At 71.3% G+C, this 14,579-nt stretch carries 15 protein-coding genes; 9 read left to right on the top strand and 6 right to left on the bottom strand.

Going from position 1 to position 14,579, the window contains the following annotated elements:
• Positions 1–69: 69 nt before the first annotated feature.
• Positions 70–930: a dihydropteroate synthase gene (folP, locus tag ACFWYS_RS13435; protein WP_384766815.1), complete on the bottom strand. Its 861-nt coding sequence runs from the start codon at positions 928–930 to the stop codon at positions 70–72.
• 145 nt (positions 931–1,075) lie between these two features.
• Between folP and ACFWYS_RS13430 the strand changes: the two genes are divergently transcribed.
• Together ACFWYS_RS13430 and ACFWYS_RS13425 are read left to right on the top strand one after the other, a co-directional pair.
• On the top strand, positions 1,076–1,453 hold the full coding sequence (locus ACFWYS_RS13430; RefSeq protein ID WP_384766851.1) for a DivIVA domain-containing protein: 378 nt from the start codon (positions 1,076–1,078) through the stop codon (positions 1,451–1,453).
• Entirely contained in the window at positions 1,450–2,037 is a 588-nt protein-coding gene (locus ACFWYS_RS13425; RefSeq protein WP_384766813.1) for a DNA-3-methyladenine glycosylase I, read from the top strand. Before ACFWYS_RS13430 ends, ACFWYS_RS13425 begins: the two co-directional genes overlap by 4 nt.
• 95 nt (positions 2,038–2,132) lie before the next feature.
• Here ACFWYS_RS13425 and ACFWYS_RS13420 read toward each other — a convergent pair whose 3' ends face one another.
• Positions 2,133–2,936, bottom strand: a complete 804-nt coding sequence (locus ACFWYS_RS13420; protein ID WP_384766810.1) for an enoyl-CoA hydratase/isomerase family protein — start codon at positions 2,934–2,936, stop codon at positions 2,133–2,135.
• Between the two features lie 377 nt (positions 2,937–3,313).
• Here ACFWYS_RS13420 and ACFWYS_RS13415 point away from each other — a divergent pair, with 377 nt between their 5' ends.
• Complete coding sequence (locus ACFWYS_RS13415) at positions 3,314–3,481, top strand: DUF3117 domain-containing protein (protein WP_003966491.1); 168 nt, start codon at positions 3,314–3,316, stop codon at positions 3,479–3,481.
• A 108-nt stretch (positions 3,482–3,589) separates the two neighbouring features.
• On the opposite strand, the gene ACFWYS_RS13410 is transcribed toward ACFWYS_RS13415, so the two are convergent.
• On the bottom strand, positions 3,590–4,288 hold the full coding sequence (locus tag ACFWYS_RS13410; RefSeq protein ID WP_384766849.1) for an O-methyltransferase: 699 nt from the start codon (positions 4,286–4,288) through the stop codon (positions 3,590–3,592).
• Positions 4,289–4,523: 235 nt separating this feature from the next.
• Between ACFWYS_RS13410 and sigE the strand changes: the two genes are divergently transcribed.
• The 5 genes from sigE to ACFWYS_RS13385 all read left to right on the top strand — a co-directional run bounded on the left by sigE (position 4,524) and on the right by ACFWYS_RS13385 (position 10,446).
• Positions 4,524–5,222 carry an RNA polymerase sigma factor SigE gene (sigE, locus tag ACFWYS_RS13405; RefSeq protein ID WP_037642843.1) on the top strand — a complete coding sequence of 233 codons (699 nt, stop codon included), beginning with the start codon at positions 4,524–4,526 and terminating at the stop codon, positions 5,220–5,222.
• On the top strand, positions 5,219–6,190 hold the full coding sequence (locus ACFWYS_RS13400; protein ID WP_384766806.1) for an anti-sigma factor family protein: 972 nt from the start codon (positions 5,219–5,221) through the stop codon (positions 6,188–6,190). The genes sigE and ACFWYS_RS13400 overlap by 4 nt, the downstream gene beginning before the upstream one ends.
• A gap of 420 nt (positions 6,191–6,610) precedes the next feature.
• Entirely contained in the window at positions 6,611–8,902 is a 2,292-nt protein-coding gene (locus ACFWYS_RS13395; protein WP_384766803.1) for a trypsin-like peptidase domain-containing protein, read from the top strand.
• Positions 8,903–9,076: 174 nt separating this feature from the next.
• Positions 9,077–9,538 carry a sec-independent translocase gene (locus ACFWYS_RS13390; protein WP_384766800.1) on the top strand — a complete coding sequence of 154 codons (462 nt, stop codon included), beginning with the start codon at positions 9,077–9,079 and terminating at the stop codon, positions 9,536–9,538.
• A gap of 239 nt (positions 9,539–9,777) precedes the next feature.
• Complete coding sequence (locus tag ACFWYS_RS13385) at positions 9,778–10,446, top strand: hypothetical protein (RefSeq protein ID WP_384766797.1); 669 nt, start codon at positions 9,778–9,780, stop codon at positions 10,444–10,446.
• Positions 10,447–10,522: 76 nt separating this feature from the next.
• Here ACFWYS_RS13385 and ACFWYS_RS13380 read toward each other — a convergent pair whose 3' ends face one another.
• From ACFWYS_RS13380 to ACFWYS_RS13370, 3 genes are read right to left on the bottom strand one after another with little or no spacing between them, the layout of a single operon-like run.
• Positions 10,523–11,656, bottom strand: coding sequence for an Mrp/NBP35 family ATP-binding protein (locus tag ACFWYS_RS13380; protein WP_384766794.1), 1,134 nt, complete (start codon positions 11,654–11,656; stop codon positions 10,523–10,525).
• Between the two features lie 43 nt (positions 11,657–11,699).
• The gene (locus ACFWYS_RS13375; protein ID WP_384766791.1) at positions 11,700–12,308 is read right to left on the bottom strand and encodes a DUF1003 domain-containing protein; all 609 of its coding nucleotides are present in this window, start codon (positions 12,306–12,308) and stop codon (positions 11,700–11,702) included.
• Positions 12,298–13,587 carry a magnesium transporter MgtE N-terminal domain-containing protein gene (locus ACFWYS_RS13370; RefSeq protein ID WP_384766789.1) on the bottom strand — a complete coding sequence of 430 codons (1,290 nt, stop codon included), beginning with the start codon at positions 13,585–13,587 and terminating at the stop codon, positions 12,298–12,300. The genes ACFWYS_RS13375 and ACFWYS_RS13370 overlap by 11 nt, the downstream gene beginning before the upstream one ends.
• Positions 13,588–13,818: 231 nt before the next feature.
• Between ACFWYS_RS13370 and ACFWYS_RS13365 the strand changes: the two genes are divergently transcribed.
• Positions 13,819–14,571, top strand: coding sequence for a hypothetical protein (locus ACFWYS_RS13365; RefSeq protein WP_384766786.1), 753 nt, complete (start codon positions 13,819–13,821; stop codon positions 14,569–14,571).
• Positions 14,572–14,579 lie beyond the last annotated feature (8 nt).

Raw genomic sequence — 14,579 nt, 5'->3', positions numbered from 1 at the left:
GCGGGGGAGCGTGGGGCCCCCCCCCGGGGGTAGGGGCCGGGGGTTGGGGGGGGGGGGGGCGAAAAGGCCCTACGCCAACCCCCGTCTCGCCACGGCCGGAACCCGATGCCCCGCGATGGACGCCACCATGTCCAGCACCTGCCGCGTCTCCGCCACCTCATGCACCCGATACACCTGCGCCCCCAACCACGCCGACACCGCGGTCGTGGCGAGCGTCCCCACCACCCGCTCCTTCACCGGCCTGTCCAGCGTCTCCCCGACGAAGTCCTTGTTGGACAGCGACACCAACACCGGCCACCCCGTCTCCACCATCTCCCCCAACCGCCGGGTCGCCTCAAGACTGTGCCGCGTGTTCTTCCCGAAGTCGTGCCCCGGATCGATCATGATCGACTCCCGAGGCACCCCCAGCGCCGACGCCCGCTCGGCCAACCCCAGGGTCACCCGCAGAATGTCGCCCATGACGTCGTCGTACGTCACCCGATGCGGCCGGGTACGAGGCTCCGCACCCCCGGCGTGCGTGCACACCAGCCCCACCCGGTACCGCGCGGCAACCTCCGCCAGCCCCGGATCCACCCCACCCCACGCGTCGTTCAGCACATCCGCCCCCGCCTCGCACACGGCCTCGCCGACATCCGCCCGCCAGGTATCGACGCTGATCACGACATCGGGGAACCGCCGCCGCACCTCGGCCACGAACCCGACCGTCCGCCGCGCCTCCTCCTCGGCGGTCACCTCTTCACCCGGCCCGGCCTTCACCCCGCCGATGTCGATGATCGCGGCGCCCTCCGCCACGGCCTGCTCCACGCGCGCGAGGGCCGGCTCGTCACGGAACGTCGCCCCCTGGTCGTAGAAGGAGTCCGGGGTCCGGTTCACGATCGCCATGATCACCGGCTCGTGCGTGTCGAACTCACGCGTGCCCAGCCTGAGCATCCGCTGTGACCTCTCCTAGTGCGTCCTGGCAAGTCGCCGCTCTTCGGCCGCCTGCGACCCTGACTGTCAGAGTCGCATGGCACGATCGGACACTGACACACTCGACCGCTCGCATTCACCGACCGTGGGGGCCCCAGCGATGGTTATGTTCTTGTTCCTGGTCGTCGCGCTGGCCGTCGTGGTCGCCGCGGTGACCCTCGCCGTGGTGGGCGGCGGCGAGGGCGACGGCCCGCTGCCGGAGGCCGCGCCCGAGCGGCTCCAGGACCCGCTGCCGCCGGACCGCCCGATCGACCGCGCCGACATCGACAGCCTCCGCTTCCCCCTGGCCGCCCGCGGCTACCGCATGTCCGACGTCGACGACGCCCTCAGCCGCCTCGCCGCCGAGCTCGCCGAGCGGGACGCCCGGATCGCCGACCTGGAATCCGCGCTGGCCGGCGCCCAGGCGTCGCCCGGCGGCCATGTGCCGGGTCATGCGCCGGGCCATGTGTCGATGGAGAAGCCCGGCCCGGAGGACCAGCAGTGAGTGACGGCACGGCCATCGCAGGCCCGGACGGCGCGCTGCGCTGCCCCTGGGCCCTGTCCACTCCGGACTACGTGACGTACCACGACGAGGAGTGGGGCCGCCCGGTCCACGGCGACGACGCCCTCTATGAACGCCTCAGCCTGGAGGCCTTCCAGTCGGGCCTGTCCTGGATCACGATCCTGCGCCGCCGAGAAGGCTTCCGCACTGCCTTCGCCGGTTTCGAGATCGCCAAGGTCGCCACCTTCACGGACGCCGACAAGGACCGCCTCCTCACCGACGCGGGCATCATCCGCAACCGCGCCAAGATCGACGCGACGATCGCCAACGCACGCGCGCTGGCCGACTGGGCCCCCGGCGACCTGGACGAACTGATCTGGTCCCACGCCCCCGACCCGACCACCCGCCCGGTCCCGAAGGTCTTGGGGGACGTCCCGGCGGTCACCCCGGAATCAACGGCTCTGTCAAAGGCCCTGAAGAAGCGGGGCCTGCGCTTCGTGGGCCCTACGACGGCATACGCCCTGATGCAGGCGTGCGGCCTGGTGGACGACCACTTGGAGGCATGCGTCGCCAGAAGCGCCCCTTAAAGGGGCGCGGGGCTGTGTCGATTTGCGGCTCCGCCGCGGGGGCGCGACCAGCCTCCCACGCACCCGCGGCCCCCGACGGCGCTACCGCCCCGGGCTCATCGGCCCAAATACTTGGGCTTCTCCTTGTTGACGAAGGCCTGAACCGCGATCGCGTGGTCCTCAGAAGCCCCCGCCCGATTCTGCAGCTCGTCCTCCTTCTCCAAGGTCTCCTCAAGAGAGTGCGACAGCCCGTACGCCACCGCCTCCTTGATCGCCCCGTACGCCACCGTCGGCCCCTCGGCCAACGCCCGCGCCACCTTCTCGGCCTCCGCGCGCAGCTCAGCCGCAGGCACCAGCCGGTTCGCGATCCCCAGCTCGTACGCCTCCTGCGCCTTGATGTTCCGCGGGAAGAGCAGCAGGTCAGCAGCACGCCCAGGCCCGACGACCCGCGGCAGCGTCCACGAGATCCCGGAGTCCGCCGTCAGCGCGACCCCCGCGAACGACGTGTTGAAGGCGGCCGTGTCGGCGACGACCCGATAGTCCGCGGCCAGCGCGAACCCGAAGCCCGCCCCGGCCGCGACCCCGTTCACCCCGGCCACCACGGGCTTCGCCATCCCGGCCAGCGCCCGCACGATCGGGTTGTAGTGCTCCGGCACCGTACGCATGGTCTGCCGCGACCCGGTCTCCCGGTCGGTGATCAACAGCCCGATGTGCTCCTTCAGGTCCTGCCCCACACAGAACGCCCGCTCCCCGGCCGCGGTCAGCAGCACAGCCCGTACGGCGTCGTCGCCGGCCGCGGCCTGGACCGCCTCCCGCAGGGCGACCTTGGCCGCGATGTTCAGCGCGTTCATCGCCTCGGGGCGGTTCAGCGTGATCGTCGCGAGTCCGTCGCTCACCTCGTAGAGCACGGTGTCGGCCATGACGTATCCCCTCCGGCTTTCGTGGATCGTGCGTACTCGTCGGTACGCACTCGTCTGAAGGACAGCATGGCGGAGATCACCGGCAGCGGCTCGGACCGGACGTGTGACCTGCGTCAAAGAATTCTCGTCCGGTTCTCTCCGACCTGAGCGCGTGCGGTGGCGCAGTATCGCAGTCACATCGCCGAATTGAGTGGTTTTGCTCGCGCGCGTTGCCCAAGCGATGCCGACTGATGTTGGTCATCGGGTCCTGAGATGCGGGATAATGGCTTGGAAGCAATGTGTTCGATGCCGGTGTCGCGTGTCTCATGCCAGATACGCGTGCCCTCCATGGGGCCGTCGGCTTTGACGATGAGCTGGTTTCAGGAAGGGGAACGAGCATGGCGGCCATGAAGCCGCGGACGGGCGATGGCCCGCTCGAGGTGACCAAGGAGGGGCGGGGCATCGTCATGCGCGTTCCGCTCGAAGGCGGCGGTCGGCTCGTCGTCGAGCTGACCCCTGACGAGGCCGACGCGCTCGGCGACGCCCTCAAGAAGGTCGTCGGCTGACGCGGCAGCGACCCTTACCTTTCGGCGACCCCGGTATCCCATACGGTGCCGGGGTCGCTGCTTTCGCGGTACGACCCGGGCGTACGGTCCGCACTGTCGGCCCTGCGGTCAGCGCTTGACCGCGCACAGCAGGCCGTCCCCGACCGGCAGCAGCGACGGAACCAGCTCCTGGCTCTCGCGCACCGCGCGCAGCAGCTCCCGGACACGTATGACCTCGGTGGGCTGCGGACCCGAATCGACGGTGCGGCCGTTGGTGAAGACGCCCTCGAAGACGACCAGGCCACCCGGACGCAGCAGGCGCAACGATTCAGCGAGATAGTCGAGAAACTCCAGCCGGTCACCGTCGCAGAAGACCAGGTCGTAGCCGGCGTCCGCGAGGCGGGGCAGGACGTCCAGGGCACGGCCCGGGATGAAGCGGGCGCGGTTGCTGGCGAAGCCTGCGGCGCGGAAGGCCTGGCGGGCGAACTGCTGGTGCTCGGGCTCGGGGTCGACGGTGGTCAGGACGCCGTCGGGGCGCATGCCGTGCAGGAGGTGGATGCCGGAGACGCCGGTGCCGGTGCCGATCTCCGCCACCGCCTTCGCGTCCACGGAGGCGGCCAGCAATCGCAGCGCGGCGCCCGTGCCGGGCGACACCGAGCGCAGCCCCGCCTCGCGGGCCCGGTCCCGGGCCCAGCGCAGGACATCGTCCTCGGCGACGTAGGCGTCGGCGAACGCCCAGCTCGTCTGCCGGTTGCCGGTAATGGCCCTCTCCTGTCCCCGTGGTTGCCTGGGCGTGACTGTATCCGCTGCGGGCGGGAACCCGCAGATGGGACCGGGCGTTTAGAAGGGTGGGAAGACGAGCGGGGGGACACAGTTGGATCACGATGACGAGCGAGACCGCGAGCAAGTGCTGACGCAGGCCCACCAGCCGTATCAGCCCAGATCAAATTCTCGTAAAACCGCTTATCCGGAGCTAACGGGCGAGGTGGCTATGGTAGGGGCTCCACTGGACACCACCAGAGCCGACAGGGGAGGTGCGGCTGCGCCTGTGGATCGGGGAGGAGTGCTACGGCGCTTTCTCGGATCGGCGGGCAGGCCGAAATCCGTGAACGACACCGCTGACCACAGCCACGCCGGCGACTACGCCCAGACCGCGACCTTCTCCACCGACGCGGACGGGCAGGCGTGGACTCCGCCCACCTGGGAGGAGATCGTCAGCACGCACAGCGGCCGCGTCTACCGACTGGCGTACCGTCTCACCGGCAATCAGCACGACGCCGAGGACCTGACGCAAGAGGTCTTCGTCCGCGTCTTCCGCTCCCTGTCCACATACACGCCGGGCACCTTCGAGGGCTGGCTGCACCGCATCACCACCAACCTCTTCCTGGACATGGTCCGCCGCAAGCAGCGCATCCGTTTCGACGCGCTCGGCGAGGACGCCGCCGAGCGGCTGCCCAGCAAGGAGCCCACGCCCCAGCAGGTCTTCAACGACGCGCACTTCGACGCCGACGTCCAGCAGGCCCTGGACACCCTCGCGCCCGAGTTCCGCGCCGCGGTCGTCCTGTGCGACATCGAAGGACTGTCGTACGAGGAGATCGCCGCGACCCTGGGCGTCAAGCTCGGCACCGTCCGGTCCCGTATCCACCGCGGCCGCTCCCAGCTGCGCAAGGCCCTCGCCCACCGCTCGCCGGAGGCGCGCGCCGAGCGCCGCTCCTTCGTGCCACGTGTGGCCGCTCTGGGGGGAGGGGGCGCGACCGCGTGAGTGGCTCCCGACCCAACCCCGCCGAAAGGCTCCTGGCAGAGCAGCACCTGGGAGACCGACTCTCCGCCCTCGTCGACGGAGAGCTCGGTCATGAGACGCGCGAGCGTGTCCTGGCCCACCTGGCGACCTGCGCCAAGTGCAAGGCCGAAGTGGACGCCCAGCGCCGACTGAAGAACGTCTTCGCGGAGGCGGCCCCGCCGCCTCCCTCCGAGAGTTTCCTGGCCCGCCTTCAGGGCCTCCCCGGGGGAGGTGACCTGGACGGCGGCGGCTCGCCGCTGGGCGGGGGAGGATTCGGCGGACTGTCCGAACGGCCCGGCAGCACCGGGGTGTTCGGGGTAAAGCGTGACCGCTTCGAGTTCGGATACGTCCCGTCGCGTGCGCACGCCCCCGGGCTCCCCGCCTCGGACGGCGGCTTCCGCACCCATCCCGTGGGCCGTCAGGACGTCGACCGCTCCGGGTCCTCCCGGATGAGGTTCGCGCTGGTCGCGGCGGGCGCGGTGTCCCTGGCGGCCATCTCGCTGGGCGGCGTCACGACGAGTGCGCCGACCGACACGGAGGCACGTGGCGGCTCGGGCGGCAGCAATGTGACGCCGGCCCGGACCCAGGGCAGCGGCAACGCGACGACACCCGAGCACCAGCGCCGCCGTGCGCTCGGCCCGCTGCTCGCGCAGGGACAGGGCCAGGGGACGCCCGACACCCCGGTGGCGCCGATCGAGGCATCGGCTCCGCTCCTGCCCGGGATGCCGGCCCAGCCCGCCGCCGACGAGGAGATCCACACCCTGACGGCGGCCGTGGTGGCCGGTGCGGCCGCCATGTCCCCCCTGATACGCCCGCTCAGCGCGACCACGCCGCTCACCCTGACCTCGTGGTCCAAGGCCCCCGAGGTCACGGCGACGCCCGACCTGCGCGCCGCACCCGTCTCCGACGCGACGTCATCCCCCTCCATCTCTCCTGGTACCGGGCGCTGACCCGGCCTCTGCGCAGCGGCCCACGAACCTGATTGAATCCGGGGTGGGCCGCGCCCTGGCCCTACGGCCGGGCGCGGGGTTCGATGAACTGCGGCCGCCGTTGACGCCGCGTGCCGGATCGGGGAGGTAGCACGGGGTCGCCGGTTTCCTGAGGGAACTTGAGCGCGACAGCGCAGAGTTGAGTAGGCATTCGGGCGCCGGGACGTTCCCGGTGGCGGCCTGCCGGGGAACCAGGGTTGGGAAGCCGGCAGACCGAGGCCGTCCGGTGTCGGCCGCGGAACGAGCGGAATTCGCGGGCCGAACGGAATGGCCGCCCGTCGGCTGGGTGCCCGGCCGCGCTCCCGTCGGGTCCCTTCGGATACGGCGGCGAGCGAAGCGTCCTACTCGGAGCATCGGTCAGCAGCGAGTAGGAAGCAGAGCATGAACGAGGGGAAGCCCACGAAGGCGAAGTGGTGGAACCGCCCCCGGCCGCAGGAGACCTCGGCCCGGGCGGAGGACACCGAGCCGACGCCGGACGAGACGACCGGGGCGGGGACGCCGGGCGCATCGGACGCGGCGAGCCACCAGGCACCGGGACCGACCGGTGGGCCGGGCCTCGGCGGCGACACTGACGGCGACTTCGAACTGGCGCGGCCCGCTGCGCGGGCGGCCGACGCCGGGCTGTCGGCCGAGGGTGACCCCGGGACTGACACGGGGGGCGGCACCGGGGGTGACTTCGAACTGGCGCGGCCCGGTGCGGGCGGCGCCAGCGGTGGCGAGGTGCCTTCGGGCGGGGGTGACTTCGAGCTTCCTCGGCCTGCTGCAAGCGGTGGCGCGGCTCGTCGTGACGCGGCTTCCGCTGAGGGCGACTTCGAGCTGGCGCGACCTGCGGCGGTATCTGCGGCTGGACCGTCGGCGGGTGACGCGGGCGAGGCTGCCGGTGCGGGTGCCGGGACCGGCGACGACGCCCGGGTTGCCGCTGCCCCGGTGGAGCCTGCCGACGCACGCCCCAAGCCCCTGCACGACCCCGACCCCTACAGCACCCCGCCCTATGGCGAGCCCGGCCCCTGGGCGCCCGCTCCGCCGGTCCAGCACCCGGCGACCACGCCCACGCACGGGACGGCCGTACCGAGCGGACACGGCACGCCGGCGCCACCGTTGACCCCGGCCCCGGCCCTGGCCGCCGCCGCAACTGCTCCGGCACTGAACCCGGCTCCCGACACTTCCATCCCGACCCCGGCGTCCGGCCTTCCCGCAGCCCCGGCTCCGGCTCCCGGCGTTCCCGCTCCGGCTCCGGCTCCGGCCTCGGCCCCCGGTGTCCCCATCCAGCCCCCGGCCCCCGGCGTTCCAGCCCCAGTCCCAGCCCCGACCGCGACCCCCACCATCCCCACCCAGCCGGCACCCCCAGCAGCCGACACGTTCCCCCAGGCCCCCCAGCCCCCCGGCACCCCCACTCACGCCACTCCCACCCCCGACACCCCCACCCAGACAGCCCCCGCCTACGCAGACACCCCACCCCCCGCCAACCCCTGGCAGAACTACGACCCCTGGGCCTCCACCCCCCACCCCGCCGCCCCCTTCCAGCAGAACGGTGCCGCTGTCGTCACCGAGGAGCAGCGGCGCAAGCGGGGCAGGAAGGTGATCCTGGTCGGGGTGCTGCTGATCGCGCTCGTGTCCGGCGGCGTCGGCGGGGTCGTGGGGGCGTATCTCGAACGCAACGGTGGTGTGGGGGACGTGGAGCTGCCGCAGGCTCAGGCGGAGCCCACCGGGCGGGCGCCGGGCAGTGTCGCCGGGATCGCCGCCCGCGCCCTGCCCAGTGTCGTGACGCTGCATGTGAGCGGGAGCGAGGCGCAGGGCACCGGGACCGGGTTCGTGCTCGACGACCGCGGTCACATCCTCACCAACAACCATGTCGTGGAACCCGCCGGGAAGGACGGCGAGATATCGGTGACCTTCCACAGCGGGGACACCGCCAAGGCCACCGTCGTAGGACGTGACAGCGGCTACGACCTGGCGGTCGTCAAGGTCACCGGCGTCAGCGGCCTCAAGCCCCTGCCGCTGGGCAACTCCGACAACGTCCAGGTCGGTGACCCCGTCGTCGCCATCGGCGCCCCGTACGACCTGGAAGGCACCGTCACCGCCGGCATCATCAGCGCCAAGGAGCGGCCCATCACGGCCGGCGGCGAGGGCGGGGACGGGAGCGACGTGTCGTACGTGGACGCGCTGCAGACCGACGCCCCCATCAACCCCGGCAACTCCGGCGGCCCGCTCCTCGACGCCCGGGCCCGGGTCGTCGGCATCAACTCCGCCATCCGTTCGGCCGACAGCGGCTCCGACCTCGACAGCGGCCAGTCCGGCTCCATCGGCCTCGGCTTCGCCATCCCGGTCAACCAGGCCAAGCGCGTCGCCGAGGAGCTGATCAACACCGGCAAGGCCACCCATCCGGTCATCGGCGTCACCCTCGACATGGACTACAGCGGCGACGGAGCCCGCGTGGGCACCAAGGGCAGCGACGGCGGCTCCGCGGTCACGCGGGGCGGGCCCGGCGACAAGGCCGGCATCAAGCAGGGCGACATCATCACCGCGGTCGACGGCCAGCGCGTCCACTCCGGTGAGGAACTCATCGTCAAGACACGCGCCCACCGCCCCGGCGACCACCTGAAGCTCACCCTGGAGCGGGGTGGCAAGGAGATCACGATCTCGCTGACGCTCGGCTCGGCGGGCGGCGGCTGAGACTCACACAAAGCTCACAGTGCAAACCCCGACACGGCCCCGTAGGGGCCCTGACAAGGCAAACAACCCGGAAAACCGCATGCCCACCCGCATTCGGAGGCCTCGGGACAGTACCGGTCACAGCGGATCGCCGGGTACCGTGGATCCGACCGAGGACATCGCAAGGAGCTTCAGGTGTTCAATGACATAGGACCTCTTGAGCTGGTGGCGCTCGTCGTCCTCGCCGTGCTCGTCTTCGGTCCGGACAAGCTCCCGAAGCTCATCCAGGACGTCACACGGACGATTCGCAAGATCCGTGAGTTCTCGGAGGGAGCCAAGCAGGACATCCGGCAGGAACTCGGGCCGGAGTTCAAGGACTTCGAGTTCGAGGACCTCAACCCCAAGACGTTCATCCGCAAGCAGCTGGACAACGACGAACTGGGGCTCAAGGAGATCCGCAACGGCTTCGACATGAAGAAGGAAATGGCCGAGGTCACCGACGCCGTCCACGGCCGTGAGCCGGAGTCGTCGACGTCCGGCTCGTCCACTTCGTCTTCTTCGTCCGCCTCGGGTTCCTCCGGCGGCACCATCGACATGACGAAGAAGCCCGAGAATCCTCGGGACGACCGCCCGCCCTTCGACGCGGACGCCACCTGAGCCGTACGAAAGCCGTACGAACACACGGGCGGAACACCGCTCGTACGTGACGCTTCTCATACTCCGCCCGGGTCGCACACGGCCTGAACCCGCTCCCCGCGCGCCTCGCGCGCCGGGCGCTTTCCATACTGCTCGTAGTGGTGTGGTTATGCTGCCGAGTTGTTGTGCGGACCGGACGAGTACGCCCGAAGGGGGGCGGGCCGGGCCGGTCCGTCGAGAGCGAGGAGGCGTCCGGGCACATGGAGACGACGAGTCAGACGACGAGTCGGGCAGTCGCGCAGGCGCCGGCCGCGGAGAGCGGACAGCAGGTCCCCTCCGCCCGGCGCACGGTGGACGGCTACCTGTTGGCGCCCTTCCCGTGGTACGGCCTCGACGAGGCCTTCACGGGGCCGCGCTGGCTGATGCAGGTCGGCATGGCGGCCGACGGGGCCGTGGAACACGGGTCGATCGGGCACGGTGACGAGCCCTCCGTACGGAACGAGGCGTCGGAGGACCGGGAGAAGTTCGCGGTCGTGGTGACCGTCGCGGCTAATCCGTCGCGGAGAAGCGCCGACGGTACGGGGCTGCTGGAGGCGACGTCGGTTTCCTCGGCGGCGTGGCTCGCGGGAGTGGGGCTGCTGTCGTTCACCTGGCCCGGGCAGATGGATCACTCGCTGCGGGACGACTGGCTGGAGCAGCAGACAGAGACGGCGTGGGCCTTGGCCGACGATCTCGACGGGCCGGCCTGGTCGACGCTGTCCCTGCCCGTGGACGGGGTGCCCACGCCCTTCCACTACCGGGAGTCCGAGTTCGGCTGGGTGCTCGCCGGATCCACTCAGGAGGGGGTGCACGTGGGGGCGTACGGGAGAGGTATGAGCGCGTACGGCCTTGCTTTCGCCATGATCAAGGACATCGCCGCGTATGCCTAGCCGGCGGGGCTGAGCCGGAACATGGGGCGCCGTTGGGATTCGGCGCCCCTTCGCCGCAGGGCTCGCCTCGGGGCGGCTAGAACTTGTTCTTCGGAGTGATCCCCAGAGACAGCCCCGAAAGGCCCCGCTGACGGCCGCCCAGCTTGCCGGCGATCGCCCGCAGTGCCGAGCCCGCCGGGCTGTCCGGGTCCGTCAGGACCACCGGCTTGCCCTCGTCGCCGCCCTCGCGGAGGCGGACGTCGATCGGGATGTTGCCCAGCACGGGGACGTTCGCGCCCGTCGTGCGGGTGAGGCCGTCGGCGACCACCTGGCCGCCGCCCGTGCCGAAGACGTCGACCATCTCGTCGCAGTGCGGGCAGGGCAGGCCCGACATGTTCTCGACCACGCCGACGATCTTCTGGTGGGTCTGTACGGCGATGGAGCCGGCCCGCTCGGCGACCTCGGCGGCGGCCTGCTGCGGGGTCGTCACGACCAGGATCTCGGCGTTCGGGACCAGCTGGGCGACGGAGATCGCGATGTCACCCGTGCCGGGCGGCAGGTCCAGGAGCAGGACGTCCAGGTCGCCCCAGTACACGTCCGCCAGGAACTGCTGGAGCGCGCGGTGCAGCATCGGGCCGCGCCAGACGACGGGGGCGTTGCCCGGTGTGAACATGCCGATGGAGATCACCTTCACGCCATTCGCGGACGGCGGCATGATCATGTTCTCGACCTGGGTCGGACGCCCGTCCGCACCCAGCATGCGCGGCACGCTGTGGCCGTAGATGTCGGCGTCGACCACGCCCACCTTCAGGCCGTCGGCGGCCATCGCCGCCGCCAGGTTGACGGTGACGGACGACTTGCCGACGCCGCCCTTGCCGGAGGCGACCGCGTAGACGCGGGTCAGCGAGCCGGGCTTGGCGAAGGGGACCTCGCGCTCGGCGGTGCCGCCGCGCAGGGCGTTCGCCAGCTCCTTGCGCTGCTCGTCGCTCATCACGTCGAGCGTGACGTCGACGCGGGTGACGCCCTCGACCGCGGAGACCGCGTCCGTCACACGCTGCGTGATCGTCTCGCGCATCGGGCAGCCGGAGACCGTCAGGTACACGGTGACCGCGACCGCTCCGTCCGCACCGATCTCCACCGACTTGACCATCCCGAGTTCCGTGATGGGGCGGTTGATCTCGGGGTCGTTCACCGTCGCCAGTGCTTCGCGCACCGCGTCTTCCGTAGCCATAAGGACGATGGTACGGCGCTGTAGCCATGCCCCGGAAAGCCTGTCAGCGGTCGTCTACGTCACGTCCGCGCGACCGATCTGCCGGGAATACCCCGTGCTCGCGGTGACCGTCGCGGTGACCGTTGTGCCGTTCCTCCAGCTCCTTCAGCACATCCTGCAGCTCCGAGCGCATCCAGTCGCGGGTGGCGACCTCCCCGAGCCCGATGCGCAGCGCCGCGATCTCGCGGGTCAGGTACTCGGTGTCGGCGATGGACCGCTCGTTCTGCCGGCGGTCCTGTTCGAGATTGACGCGGTCGCGGTCGTCCTGCCGGTTCTGCGCGAGCAGGATCAGCGGGGCGGCGTAGGAGGCCTGCAGGGACAGGACCAGGGTGAGGAAGATGAACGGGTACTCGTCCCAGCGCAGGTCGGTCGGTGCGGCGATGTTCCACAGCACCCACACGACGATCACGACCGTCATCCAGACGAGGAACCGCCCGGTGCCGATGAAGCGGGCGACGCGCTCCGAGAGCCGTCCGAAGGCCTCCGGGTCCCACTCGGGCAGGATCCGGCGCCGCGGCGGACGGGGCTGGTCGAGGCGGGTGCGAGGCCCCCGGGTGGCCGCGGTCGCGCCCGACACGACGCGCTCGCGTCCGCCTTCGCGCTCAGGAGCCATGGGGGGCCACCCCTTCGCCCTCGTCCAGGTGGAACTCCGTCTCCCGCCAGTCCTCGGGCAGCAGGTGGTCCAGTACGTCGTCCACGGTCACCGCGCCCAGCAGCGACCCGGACTCGTCGACGACGGGCGCCGCGACCATGTCGTACGTCGCGAAGAACCCGGCGACGACCGGCAGCGCGGCATCCGGCTCCAGGGCTTCGAGGGCCTCGTCGAGCAGCGAGCTGACCAGGGTGTACGGCGGGTCGCGCAGCAGGCGCTGGAAGTGGACCGTACCGAGGTACTTGCCGGTCGGCGTCTCGTCGGGCGGGCGGCAGACATAGACCTGGGCGGCGAGGGCGGGGGAGAGGTCGGGGTTGCGGACGCGGGCGAGGGCGTCGGCGACGGTGGCGTCGGGGCGCAGGATGATCGGCTCGGTGGTCATCAGACCGCCCGCCGTGTGCTCCTCGTAGGCCATCAGACGGCGCATGTCGGCGGCGTCGGCGGGCTGCATCAGGCTCAGCAGCCGCTCCTGCTCGTCCGTCGGGAGCTCGCCGAGCAGGTCGGCCGCGTCGTCCGGGTCCATGGCCTCCAGGACGTCGGCGGCGCGCTCCTCCTTCAGCTTGCCGAGGATCTCGATCTGGTCGTCCTCCGGGAGCTCTTCGAGTACGTCGGCGAGGCGGTCGTCGTCCAGGGCGGCGGCGACCTCGGCGCGCCGCTTGGGGGAGAGGTGGTGCAGGACGTTCGCGAGGTCGGCGGGGCGCAGCTGTTCGAAGGTGGCGAGGAGGCTCTCGGCGCCCTGCCCCTGCTCCTCCAGGGAGAACCCGGTGACGGCGGACCACTCGACGGTCAGTGACTCGCCCTTGGCCCGCCGGAAGGCGCCGCTCCTGCCGCCCTTGCGTACGAACACCTTGTCGATCTCCCAGTCCCGGCGGGCCGGCAGCTGTCCGACCGACAGATCGAGGACGGTGACCTCCTCGCCGGTCTCCACCAGGGTGACGCGGCGGTCGAGCAGCTCGCCGAAGACGAGGCGCTCGGTGGGGCGCTGCTCGAAGCGGCGTACGTTGAGCACACCGGTGGTGATGACCTGGCCGGACTCGATGCTGGTCACCCTGGTCATGGGCAGGAAGATGCGGCGCCGGGTGCTGAGTTCGACGACCAGGCCGAGCAGCCTCGGGGGGCGCCGGCCGACGCGCAGCATGACGACCAGATCGCGGACGCGGCCCACCTGGTCGCCGTTCGGGTCGAACGCGGCGACGCCGGCGAGGTGCGAGACGAAGATCCGGGGAGCGCCGGCTGCCATGGCTGAGGCTCCTTTGCGTGCGGGTGCGGTGTGGCCGTACTGCCGTGTTGCTGGTGCGGTTCCGCGGACTGTGCCGCATTTCCGAATTGCCCGCTCGGGTGGGCTTCAGGCTAGCCCGTCCGGATCCGATATGCCCTGGTGAGCGGTCCGGACGGACTGGCTCCGCCGGGGCCGTGCGGCCCGGGTACGCTGACGCCGCTCACGTCACTCGACAGAAAGGCAGTCCCACCTGTGACTGCGATTCCCCAGGGTCGTACTCGCCGGGCCGCGCTCGTGAGCGCCATCTGCGCCCTGGTCGTGTCGGGGACGGGGCTGACGGGATGCAGCGAGGACCCCGACGAGGGCACCAACGGGGTCGGCAAGCTGCCGGCCGCCGAGATCCAGCGCAAGTCCCGTGCGGCGGCCGACTCCGCGACGGCGGTGCGGCTGTCCGGGAGCGTGGCGACCAGCGGGCGCACCTACAGACTCGACATGCGGCTGAAGGCCGACGGCGCGACGGGGTCGGTCACCGCGCAGGGGGCGACGTTCCAGCTGCTGCGGATCGGTGAGCAGCTGTATCTGAAGGCGGACGCCGGCTTCTGGAACGGCGCGGACGGGGCGGGCGGCGGCAAGGCGGACGCGGCGGCCGCGGACAAGCTGGGCGGCAAGTTCGTGCGGGTGCCGCAGGGCGATCCGTCGTACAAGAAGTTCAGCGGCTTCACGGAGAAGGACGTGCTCCTCGACGGCCTGCTGACCCTGCACGGCACCCTGGCCACCGACGGCCACCACGAGCAGGCGGGCACCCGCACCATCCGCATCACCGGCGACAAGGGCTCCGGCGGCACCCTCGACGTCTCCCTGGAGGGCACCCCCTACCCCCTCAGCCTGACCCGGGCGGGCGGCGCGGGCACGCTGACCTTCGGGTCCTGGGGCGAGGACTTCGCCCTGGAGAAGCCGGGCAAGGACGACACGGTGGACTACGGCAAGCAGCTGCCGACGTCGTGACCGGCCGG

The organism is Streptomyces sp. NPDC059010 (assembly GCF_042740355.1).
In the GTDB taxonomy this organism is placed as follows: domain Bacteria; phylum Actinomycetota; class Actinomycetes; order Streptomycetales; family Streptomycetaceae; genus Streptomyces.
Note: the sequence above shows the minus strand (reverse complement) of the source record. Positions and strands in the feature narration are given on the sequence as shown.

Excerpts from the sequence above, each read along its gene's own strand:
- ACFWYS_RS13380 (WP_384766794.1), bottom strand. The coding sequence starts at position 11,656 with ATGGCTACGGAAGACGCGGTGCGCGAAGCACTGGCGACGGTGAACGAC.
- ACFWYS_RS13370 (WP_384766789.1), bottom strand. The coding sequence starts at position 13,587 with ATGGCAGCCGGCGCTCCCCGGATCTTCGTCTCGCACCTCGCCGGCGTC.
- folP (WP_384766815.1), bottom strand. The coding sequence starts at position 930 with ATGCTCAGGCTGGGCACGCGTGAGTTCGACACGCACGAGCCGGTGATC.
- ACFWYS_RS13430 (WP_384766851.1), top strand. The coding sequence starts at position 1,076 with ATGTTCTTGTTCCTGGTCGTCGCGCTGGCCGTCGTGGTCGCCGCGGTG.
- ACFWYS_RS13385 (WP_384766797.1), top strand. The coding sequence starts at position 9,778 with ATGGAGACGACGAGTCAGACGACGAGTCGGGCAGTCGCGCAGGCGCCG.
- ACFWYS_RS13375 (WP_384766791.1), bottom strand. The coding sequence starts at position 12,308 with ATGGCTCCTGAGCGCGAAGGCGGACGCGAGCGCGTCGTGTCGGGCGCG.
- ACFWYS_RS13415 (WP_003966491.1), top strand. The coding sequence starts at position 3,314 with ATGGCGGCCATGAAGCCGCGGACGGGCGATGGCCCGCTCGAGGTGACC.
- ACFWYS_RS13395 (WP_384766803.1), top strand. The coding sequence starts at position 6,611 with ATGAACGAGGGGAAGCCCACGAAGGCGAAGTGGTGGAACCGCCCCCGG.
- ACFWYS_RS13420 (WP_384766810.1), bottom strand. The coding sequence starts at position 2,936 with ATGGCCGACACCGTGCTCTACGAGGTGAGCGACGGACTCGCGACGATC.